Origin of the sequence: Streptomyces mesophilus (genome assembly GCF_011044995.1) — a bacterium.
GTDB lineage: Bacteria > Actinomycetota > Actinomycetes > Streptomycetales > Streptomycetaceae > Streptomyces > Streptomyces mesophilus.
The window spans coordinates 1-9163 of sequence record NZ_JAAKZW010000289.1 but is presented as its reverse complement, the minus strand read 5'-3'; the positions used below and the strand labels follow the sequence as shown (position 1 = coordinate 9163).

Genomic DNA, 9163 nt, shown 5'->3' with positions numbered 1-9163 from the left:
GAGGACTTGAACCCCGAGACCTGGGCACCCGTACCGCAAGCCCCGACCACCAAGGCAGGGAGTGATGATGGCGGGCTTCGGACACAGCACGCGCAGGCGCCCCCGCACACGAGGCCGTACCTGGTCCCGGTCCGGGCCGGATCGCGCAACGCTGGGAATCATCGGAGTCATCTGCGCGATCGCGGGATTCTTCGCGCTCAGCATTGTGCTGGGCCCGATCGCGATCATCTGCGGATGGCTGGCCATGGGCCGGCGCTGGGACGGCGGACACCGCCTTCCGGCGCTGGTGGCCGTGGTGCTCGGCGCGATCGACACCATCCTCGCGCTGACATGGATCGCCGGTGCCGCGGGCCCCGGCAACGGGATGTTCTGAGAGCCCGTTGCTAGGGCCGTGGCCCGGATCCCGAGGGCGACGGCAGCGCGGCCGGCGTAGGAGCGGAAGGGGCGTCGGCCGCCGCTGTCGTCCCCTTGCCGCCTGACAAGGCAGTCACCTGCGCACGCAACGCCCTGACCTCATCGGTCAGTTCGAGGATCGCCGCTGTCTGCCGGCGCTCCTCCGCATCGTCCTGCTCGAAACGGGCCATGAACCACGTGGCGATGTTCGCCGTGACCACACCGAGCAGCGCGATCCCCGAGAGCATCAGACCGACCGCGATCAGCCGCCCCAGGCCCGTCGTCGGCGAATGGTCGCCGTAGCCGACGGTCGTCATCGTCGTGAACGACCACCACACCGCGTCACCGAGCGACTTGATGTTCCCGTCGGGCGACTCCTTCTCCACCGAGAGCACCGCGAGCGACCCGAAGATCAGCAGCCCCACGACCGAACCGGCCACGTACGTGGTCAGCCGGATCTGCGTGGCCATCCGGGCCCGCCGCCCCACCAGCATCAGCGTGGAGACCACCCGCAGCAGCTGGAACGGCCTCAGGAGCGGCAGCACCACCGCCGCGAGGTCCAGCCAGTGATGCCGTACGAAATGCAGCCGGTGCTCGGTCAGGACGAGCCGTACGAGATAGTCCGCGGCGAACGCACCCCAGACCACCCACTCCGCCACCTTGCATGCGGTCCGCAGACCTTCGGGCGCGTCGGGCGCCACGATCGGCACGGCATAGGCGAGGGCGAAGACGACCGCGAGGGTGAGCAGCGGTCGCTGGGTGCGGTTCTCCCAGCGGATCTGCGCCGGTTGTTCCTTGAGGCTGGGCATAGCGCGCATCGTAGACAAGCCGAAAGGGCGGCGGGACCACCCGGTCCCACCGCCCTCCAGGACTGTGCGTGCTACGCGTCGCCGCCCTCGGGGCCGGGGTCCGCCGCCGCCACATCGAGCAGCTGGTAGCGGTCGATGGCCTGCTTCAGGGCCGAGCGGTCGATCTTGCCGTCCTTCGCGAGCTCGGTGAGCACACCCAGGACCACCGACTGCGCGTCGATGTGGAAGAAGCGACGGGCCGCGCCGCGGGTGTCCGCGAAGCCGAAGCCGTCCGCACCGAGCGACTGATAACGACCGGGCACCCAGCGGGAGATCTGGTCGGGAACGGACCGCATCCAGTCGGAAACGGCCACGAACGGACCCTCGGCACCGGAGAGCTTCTGCGTCACGTACGGGACGCGCTGCTCCTCCTCCGGGTGCAGAAGGTTGTGCTCCTCGACGTCCACGGCCTCACGCCGCAGCTCGTTCCAGGAGGTCGCCGACCACACATCGGCCTTGACGTTCCACTCCTCGGCGAGGATCCGCTGGGCCTCCACGGCCCACGGCACGGCGACACCGGACGCGAGGATCTGCGCCGGGATCGTGCCCGCTTCACCGCGCTTGAAGAGGTGGACGCCCTTGAGGATGCCCTCGACGTCCACGTTCTCCGGCTCGGCCGGGTGCTGGATCGGCTCGTTGTAGACGGTGAGGTAGTAGAAGACGTCCTCACTGTTCTCGCCGTACATCCGGCGCAGACCGTCCTTGACGATATGCGCGATCTCGAAGCCGTACGCGGGGTCGTACGCGACACAGGCCGGGTTGGTCGAGGCGAGGAGGTGCGAGTGGCCGTCCGCGTGCTGGAGACCTTCACCGGTCAGGGTCGTACGTCCGGCGGTCGCACCCAGAACGAATCCGCGCGCCAGCTGGTCGGCCATCTGCCAGAACTGGTCGCCGGTGCGCTGGAAACCGAACATCGAGTAGAAGACGTACACCGGGATCAGCGGCTCGCCATGCGTGGCGTACGCCGAACCCGCGGCGATCAGCGACGCCGTGCAGCCGGCCTCGGTGATGCCGTCGTGCAGCATCTGACCGGTCGGCGACTCCTTGTAGGCGAGCAGCAGTTGGCGGTCCACCGACTCGTACTGCTGGCCGAGCGGGTTGTAGATCTTGGCGCTCGGGAAGAAGGCGTCCATGCCGAACGTGCGGTACTCGTCCGGCGCGATCGGCACGAACCGCTTGCCGATCTCCTTGTCCCGCATCAGGTCCTTGAGGATGCGGACGAACGCCATGGTCGTGGCGATCGACTGCTGGCCCGAACCCTTCTTGGCGGTCGAGTACGCCTTGTCGTCCGGCAGCTGCAGCGGCTTGGCGCGCACCACACGGCTCGGGACGAATCCGCCCAGACCCTTGCGGCGGTCGTGCATGTACTGGATCTCTTCCGAGTTGCGGCCCGGGTGGTAGTACGGCGGGGCGCCGCCCTCGAGGTCCTTGTCCACGATCGGGATGTGCAACCGGTCGCGGAAGTGCTTGAGGTCGTCGACCGTCAGCTTCTTCATCTGGTGGGTCGCGTTGCGGCCCTCGAAGTTCGGACCGAGCGTCCAGCCCTTGACCGTCTGCGCCAGGATCACGGTGGGTTGGCCCTTGTGCTCCAGGGCCGCCTTGTACGCCGCGTAGACCTTCTTGTGGTCGTGACCGCCGCGGCCCAGGTGGAGCAGCTGGTCGTCGGTCATGCCCTCGACCATGGTGCGCAGCCGGTGGTCGTCGCCGAAGAAGTGCTCACGGATGTACGCGCCGGACTCGGTCGCGTACGTCTGGAACTGGCCGTCCGGCGTGGAGTTCATCTTGTTGACCAGCGTGCCGTCGCGGTCCTGGGCGAGCAACGGGTCCCAGCTGCGGTCCCAGATCAGCTTGATGACATTCCAGCCGGCGCCGCGGAACTGCGACTCCAGCTCCTGGATGATCTTGCCGTTGCCGCGCACCGGGCCGTCGAGGCGCTGCAGGTTGCAGTTGACGACGAAGGTCAGGTTGTCGAGGCCCTCGCGGGCGGGGAGCGAGAGCTGGCCGAGCGACTCGGGCTCGTCCATCTCGCCGTCGCCGAGGTAGGCCCACACATGCGACTTGGAGGTGTCGGCGATGCCGCGGTGCTCCATGTAGCGGTTCATCCGGGCCTGGTAGATCGCGCCGAGCGGGCCGAGGCCCATCGACACGGTCGGGAACTCCCAGAAGTCCGGCATCAGGCGCGGGTGCGGGTACGAGGACAGTCCGTAGGGCGCCTTCGACTTCTCCTGGCGGAACGCGTCGAGCTGCTGCTCGGAGAGCCGGTCCAGGAGGTACGCACGGGCGTAGACGCCCGGCGAGGCATGGCCCTGGAAGAAGATCTGGTCGCCGCCGTCGCCCTCGTCCTTGCCGCGGAAGAAGTGGTTGAAGCCCACGTCGTAGAGCGAGGCCGAGGAGGCGAAGGTCGCGATGTGGCCGCCGACGCCGATACCGGGGCGCTGGGCACGGGAGACCATGACCGCCGCGTTCCACCGCGTGGCGTTGAGGACCTTGCGCTCGATCTCCTCGTTGCCGGGGAAGAACGGCTCGTCCTTGGTCGCGATGGTGTTCACGTAGTCCGTGCTGCGCATCTCGGGCACGGCCACACGCTTCTCACGGGCGCGCTCGATCAGCCGGAGCATCAGGTAGCGGGCCCGCTCGCGGCCGCGCTCGTCGACCGCCGCATCCAGCGAGTCGAGCCATTCCTGAGTCTCTTCGGGATCGAAGTCCGGGACCTGGCTGGGCAGGCCGCCAATGATGATCGGGTTGCGATCGGATCCGGAAGCCACGCTGTTCCTTCGCTGTCGGAGTGTCGATCTGGGGTTTCACACCGTTGTCCATCGTGTACCCCGGTGCTTCCCGCGTCATCTGTACCGACTGGTAACCAAGGCCCGGGACGCCCAAATCGCAACGATACGCCCAAGTAGGACCCTCGTTCCCCAGGGACCTTCGACCTGGAGCGCCCGGCGAAGGTCCCGACTGAACAGCTCGCGCCTTCCGGCTGTATTTTTCCCGTACGTGCTTCGTACGGGCCGGGTGCTCACGCTCCCGCCCACTTGCCGCAGGCGCCCGCAAATCTGACGTATCGCTGTGGGATGAATCACCGATCGCGGAGAAATCGGGCATTGGGTTGCGGTGACACGGCCGGGATCGTCACCGTTTCGGCGGTCTCGGCGGCCGGGTACTTGCGCGATCCGCCCCGCCCGTGTGGACTACGGCCAACGCTTCGCGCACGCGCGAGGCGCAAACGACATCCGAAAAACATGATCAGGAGGCAATCCGTGAGCGCGACCGCGGACCACGCGGAGTCGAACCTGGCCGCCAGGCTGGGTTTCCAGCCCGAGCAGGTGGTCCAGGAGATCGGCTACGACGACGACGTCGACCAGGAGCTCCGCGAGGACATCGAAAAGATCATCGGCAGTGAGCTCGTCGACGAGGACTACGACGATGTGGCCGATGGCGTGGTGCTCTGGTTCCGTGAGGACGACGGGGACCTGACCGATGTGCTGGTGGATGCCATCGCGTACATGGAGGAAGGCGGCTCCATCCTCCTTCTGACCCCGAAGACCGGCCGCGACGGCTACGTCGAGCCGAGCGAGATCGGCGAGGCCTCGACCACCGCCGGTCTGTCCGCCGCGAAGAGCATCAGCGCCGGCAAGGACTGGACGGCCAGCCGTCTGAGCACCCCGAAGGCCGCGACCAAGAAGCGCTGACCACGTCAGAGACGTCGAGCAGAACCCCCGCCGATCCGTCGGCGGGGGTTTCTTGCGTGGCACAGGGGCACTGGATTGCGGTGCGGCGGGTGGTTGTCGGCGGCTGCGCATAGGGTGGGATTCACCCGATCAGGCCCTAAGAGGTTCTCCGAAGGGACAGCTCAGGCATGACCACTGCCTCCATCACGGCCGCAATCGCCGTCGGAACGAAGGCTCCGGACTTCGCGCTCAAGAGCCAGCACGGCGAGACGACCCGCCTCGCCGACCTCCGCGGCGCGAAGAACGTGGTGCTTGTCTTCTACCCGTACGCCTTCACCGGAGTCTGTACGGGAGAGCTGGCCGCGCTGCGCGACGCGCTGCCGCAGTTCGTCAACGACGAGGTGCAGCTGCTCGCCGTGTCCTGCGACGCACCCTTCAGCCAGCGGGTCTTCGCCGAGCAGGAGGGCTTCACCTTCCCGCTCCTGTCCGACTTCTGGCCGCATGGCGAGGCGTCGCGGGCGTACGGGGTCTTCGACGAGGAGAAGGGCTGCGCGGTGCGCGGGACCTTCATCATCGACAAGGAGGGCGTCGTGCGCTGGAGTGTGGTCAATGCACTGCCGGACGCGCGTGACCTGAACGAGTACGTCACGGCGCTCGGGAAGCTGTGAGTCTCTATCGTTCCCCCTGATTTACCCGGGACTTCCCGGTGAAGTACCGATCCGAGGTGATCCTTGCGGCGAAGAGCCTTTTTGCTGCGGGAACCCGTCACTAGGATCCAGTCGTTGATCCGATGCCAATGCACCACGGGGGCGCTGCCCCTGGAAACTATTTGGAGGACTCGTGGGAGTCAGCCTCAGCAAGGGCGGCAACGTCTCGCTGTCCAAGGAGGCCCCCGGCCTGACCGCCATCACGGTCGGCCTGGGCTGGGACATCCGTACCACTACAGGTCAGGACTTCGACCTGGACGCAAGCGCCATCCTGACCCAGGAGGACGGGAAGGTCAGCAGCGATGCGAACTTCGTGTTCTTCAACAACCTGAAGAGCCCCGACGGTTCCGTCGAGCACACCGGTGACAACACCACCGGTGAGGGCGAGGGCGACGACGAGCAGATCAAGGTGAACCTGGCGGGCGTGCCGGCCGAGATCACCAAGATCGTCTTCCCGGTGTCGATCTACGACGCCGAGAACCGTCAGCAGTCCTTCGGCCAGGTCCGCAACGCGTTCATCCGCGTCGTGAACCAGGCCGGCGGCGCCGAGATCGCGCGCTATGACCTCTCCGAGGACGCGTCCACCGAGACCGCCATGGTCTTCGGTGAGCTCTACCGGCACGGCGCCGAGTGGAAGTTCCGCGCCATCGGCCAGGGCTACGCCTCGGGTCTGCGCGGCATCGCGCAGGACTTCGGCGTGAACGTCTGACGTTCGACCCGGTTTCCTTTCGTACGTCGCGTACGTACGCCGGTGCGTGAGGCCTCACGCACCACCGCCGTACGTCCCTCAGGGGGCGTACGGCTCGTCCGGCGCCGCACTTGCAGTGCGGCGCCGGACGTCCTTGACCAGCAGCATCGCGCTTGACCGGCACCATCGCGCCGTAACTCCGGGGAGGACACGAATATGGGCGTCACACTCGCCAAGGGGGGCAATGTCTCCCTCTCCAAAGCCGCACCCAACCTCACACAGGTGTTGGTCGGGCTCGGCTGGGATGCGCGCTCCACCACCGGAGCCGACTTCGACCTCGACGCCAGCGCCCTGATGTGCAGCGGCGGACGGGTGCTCGGGGACGAGTGGTTCATCTTCTACAACAACCTCAAGAGCCCCGACGGCTCGGTCGAGCACACGGGGGACAACCTCACCGGTGAGGGCGACGGGGACGACGAGTCGGTCCTGATCGACCTCTCCAAGGTGCCGGCCAACGTCGAGAAGATCGTCTTCCCGGTCTCGATCCACGAGGCGGACAACCGCGGCCAGACCTTCGGCCAGGTCAGCAACGCCTTCATCCGGGTCGTCAACCAGGCCGACGGCCAGGAACTGGCGCGCTACGACCTCTCCGAGGACGCCTCCACTGAGACAGCGATGATCTTTGGCGAGGTCTACCGCTATGGCGGAGAGTGGAAGTTCCGGGCCGTAGGCCAGGGGTACGCGTCGGGGCTGCGTGGTATCGCTCTAGACTTCGGGGTCAACGTTTCGTAAAGCCGCGCGCGGCGGGGGGTACCTCCGTACTCGGCGCGGGGGAGCCCCGTACACAACGATTGGGTAGCCAGTGGTACTGAAAACCTTCGGCTGGTCGTTCGCGGTCACCGCGCTCGGCCTGGTCGCAGCGGTGTTCATCGGGGGGTGGCAGGCGTTCGGGATCGTGGCGATCCTGTCCATCCTCGAGATCTCGCTGTCCTTCGACAACGCGGTGGTCAACGCCGGAATCCTGAAGAAGATGAATGCCTTCTGGCAGAAGATCTTCCTCACCATCGGCATCCTGATCGCCGTCTTCGGTATGCGGCTGGTCTTTCCCGTCGTCATCGTCGCCATCAGCGCCAAGCTGGGCCCGATCGAAGCCGTCGACCTGGCGCTGAACAACAAGGACCTCTACGAGCAGTACGTGACCGACGCGCACGCGTCGATCGCCGCCTTCGGTGGCATGTTCCTGCTCATGATCTTCCTCGACTTCATCTTCGAGGACCGGGACATCAAGTGGCTCGGCTGGCTCGAGCGGCCGCTGGCCAAGCTCGGCAAGGTCGACATGCTGTCGGTCTGCATCGCGCTGATCGTGCTGCTCGTCTCGGCGATGACCGTCGCGACCCACGCGCACACCCACTCGGGCCCGGTGGACAAGGCGTCGACCGTCATGATCTCCGGTATCGCGGGTCTGATCACCTACCTCATCGTGGGCGGTCTCTCCAGCTTCTTCGAGAACAAGCTCGAGGAAGAGGAGGAGCGCGAACACGAGGAGGAGGAAGCCGCCAAGAAGGCCGGCAAGCCGGTCTCGGCGGTCAAGCTCGCCGGCAAGGCCGCGTTCTTCATGTTCCTCTACCTCGAGGTCCTGGACGCGTCCTTCTCGTTCGACGGTGTGATCGGCGCCTTCGCCATCACCAACGACATCGTCCTGATGGCCCTCGGCCTCGGTATCGGTGCCATGTACGTCCGGTCGCTCACGGTCTACCTGGTCCGCCAGGGCACCCTGGACGACTACGTGTACCTGGAGCACGGCGCGCACTACGCGATCGGTGCGCTGGCCGCGATCCTGCTCATCACGATCCAGTACGAGATCAACGAGGTCATCACCGGTCTCATCGGCGTCGTCCTGATCGGCTGGTCCTTCTGGTCCTCGGTGCGCCGCAACAAGCGGCTCGCGGCGGAAGAAGCGGGCAACGGCGAGGGCTCGGATGAGAAGTCCGAAGTCTCCTCCGGGGTGTGACCTTCCGGTAGACCAGGGAACGCTCTGAGGCGGGGCGGCCACGAGGTGCTGAACCTCGGGCCGCCCCGTTGTCGTGATGCAGGGCTGTCGTGATGCGGGGAAGGGGAATGGGGGCGGGATGTCCTTCTGGGACGGTCTGCGGCGCGGACGTGCCGCGCAGTTCGAATCGGGGAGCGCCGCGACCAACGCGATCGCACTCACCAAGCGGCACCCTGTGGTGTCTCTCAACCGCCAGGGGGCGGCCACCGGCAATCTGCGGGTCAACCTGTCCTGGCGGATGCGTACGTCGGACATCGAGGGCCGCTCGCGGCAGAGCGGTCTGCTCAGACATCCGTTCAAGATGTTCAAGCCCGATGTGGTGCAGGCGCACACCCAGGGCGTGGTCAACGTCGACCTGGACATCGGCTGCCTGTACGAGCTGACGGACGGCGCCAAGGGCGTGGTCCAGCCGCTGGGCAGCTTCTTCGGGAACCTGAACGCACCGCCGTATGTGAAGCTCAGCGGCGACGACCGGTTCGGTGCGCCCTCCGGTGAGACCATCTACGTCAATCTGGACCACCGCGAGTCCATCAAGCGGCTGCTCGTCTTCGTCTACATCTACGACCAGACACCGGCCTTCGACCGTACGCATGCCAAGGTCACGCTGTATCCGAGCAACGGGCCGCGGATCGAGATCGAACTCGACGAGCGCGCTCCGCAGGCGCGGTCCTGCGCGGTGTTCTCCCTGGAGAACGTCAAGGGCGAACTGACCGTGCGGCGTGAGGTGAAGTTCGTCTACGGGTTCCAGGCCGAACTGGACCGGTTGTTCGGCTGGGGGCTGCAGTGGGGGCGGGGGTACAAGTCGAAGG

9 protein-coding genes are annotated in these 9163 nt (G+C 66.5%); 7 read left to right on the top strand and 2 right to left on the bottom strand.

Features of this window, described 5'->3' with window-relative positions:
• The first annotated feature begins 64 nt into the window (after positions 1–64).
• A complete protein-coding gene (locus G6045_RS36705) occupies positions 65–373 on the top strand; it encodes a small hydrophobic protein (RefSeq protein WP_165336564.1) in 309 nt (102 codons plus the stop codon).
• A 10-nt stretch (positions 374–383) separates the two neighbouring features.
• Here G6045_RS36705 and G6045_RS36700 read toward each other — a convergent pair whose 3' ends face one another.
• Together G6045_RS36700 and aceE are read right to left on the bottom strand one after the other, a co-directional pair.
• Positions 384–1202, bottom strand: coding sequence for a potassium channel family protein (locus G6045_RS36700; RefSeq protein WP_165336563.1), 819 nt, complete (start codon positions 1200–1202; stop codon positions 384–386).
• A gap of 71 nt (positions 1203–1273) precedes the next feature.
• Positions 1274–4006 (bottom strand): pyruvate dehydrogenase (acetyl-transferring), homodimeric type, encoded by a 2733-nt coding sequence (aceE, locus tag G6045_RS36695; protein ID WP_165336562.1) that lies wholly within the window; start codon positions 4004–4006, stop codon positions 1274–1276.
• Between the two features lie 492 nt (positions 4007–4498).
• Here aceE and G6045_RS36690 point away from each other — a divergent pair, with 492 nt between their 5' ends.
• The 6 genes from G6045_RS36690 to G6045_RS36665 form a co-directional block, all read left to right on the top strand.
• On the top strand, positions 4499–4930 hold the full coding sequence (locus G6045_RS36690) for a DUF3052 domain-containing protein (protein WP_165336561.1): 432 nt from the start codon (positions 4499–4501) through the stop codon (positions 4928–4930).
• Between the two features lie 167 nt (positions 4931–5097).
• Positions 5098–5577, top strand: coding sequence for a peroxiredoxin (locus tag G6045_RS36685; protein WP_165336560.1), 480 nt, complete (start codon positions 5098–5100; stop codon positions 5575–5577).
• Positions 5578–5749: 172 nt separating this feature from the next.
• On the top strand, positions 5750–6325 hold the full coding sequence (locus G6045_RS36680) for a TerD family protein (RefSeq protein WP_165336559.1): 576 nt from the start codon (positions 5750–5752) through the stop codon (positions 6323–6325).
• A gap of 195 nt (positions 6326–6520) precedes the next feature.
• Positions 6521–7096 carry a TerD family protein gene (locus G6045_RS36675; RefSeq protein WP_165336558.1) on the top strand — a complete coding sequence of 192 codons (576 nt, stop codon included), beginning with the start codon at positions 6521–6523 and terminating at the stop codon, positions 7094–7096.
• Between the two features lie 70 nt (positions 7097–7166).
• Complete coding sequence (locus tag G6045_RS36670; RefSeq protein WP_165336557.1) at positions 7167–8315, top strand: DUF475 domain-containing protein; 1149 nt, start codon at positions 7167–7169, stop codon at positions 8313–8315.
• Between the two features lie 118 nt (positions 8316–8433).
• On the top strand, positions 8434–9163 hold a 730-nt coding region (locus G6045_RS36665), incomplete at its 3' end, for a TerD family protein (protein WP_165336556.1).